At 32.0% G+C, this 493-nt stretch carries 1 pseudogene; it reads right to left on the minus strand.

Annotation, left to right across the window (positions count from 1 at the left end):
• A pseudogene (locus QZ143_RS08670) lies at positions 1 to 493 on the minus strand (hypothetical protein); the annotation flags it as partial.

Genomic DNA, 493 nt, shown 5'->3' on the forward strand with positions numbered 1-493 from the left:
GAATAATTACCAATAATATATATTGCACCACCTGATTGATTTTGAGCAATATTATTTTCAAATCTACAGTTTACAACGGTAGTATAATCGGCCACCATAATTTTATTACCTTCTGTATCTGTATGAATATCCATAGCTCCACCAAATTTTTCAGCGAAGTTATTGATGAATGTGCAGTTATATATGTAATTATTAGGTCCAATAAAAGCAATAGCACCACCGCCTCCAGCTCTCTCTTGTCTATTGGTATTAGCACCATAAGCTTTATTGCCTATGAAAGTTGTGTTATAAACTTTCATTGTACCCTTGTGACATTCAATAGCACCACCATATGATGCAGAGTTATTTTCGATATGAGAATTGGATATAATAACATTTTCTGCATTTACACAAAAAGCTGCACCATGTACTGCATTAGTGTTATTAATAAATGTATTATTATCGAAAATAGAACCCTCAGAAGCAGTTTTAAAACATAAACCTAAAGAATTTG

It is taken from the genome of Methanobrevibacter sp. UBA188 (genome assembly GCF_905234905.1).
Classification (GTDB): domain Archaea; phylum Methanobacteriota; class Methanobacteria; order Methanobacteriales; family Methanobacteriaceae; genus Methanocatella.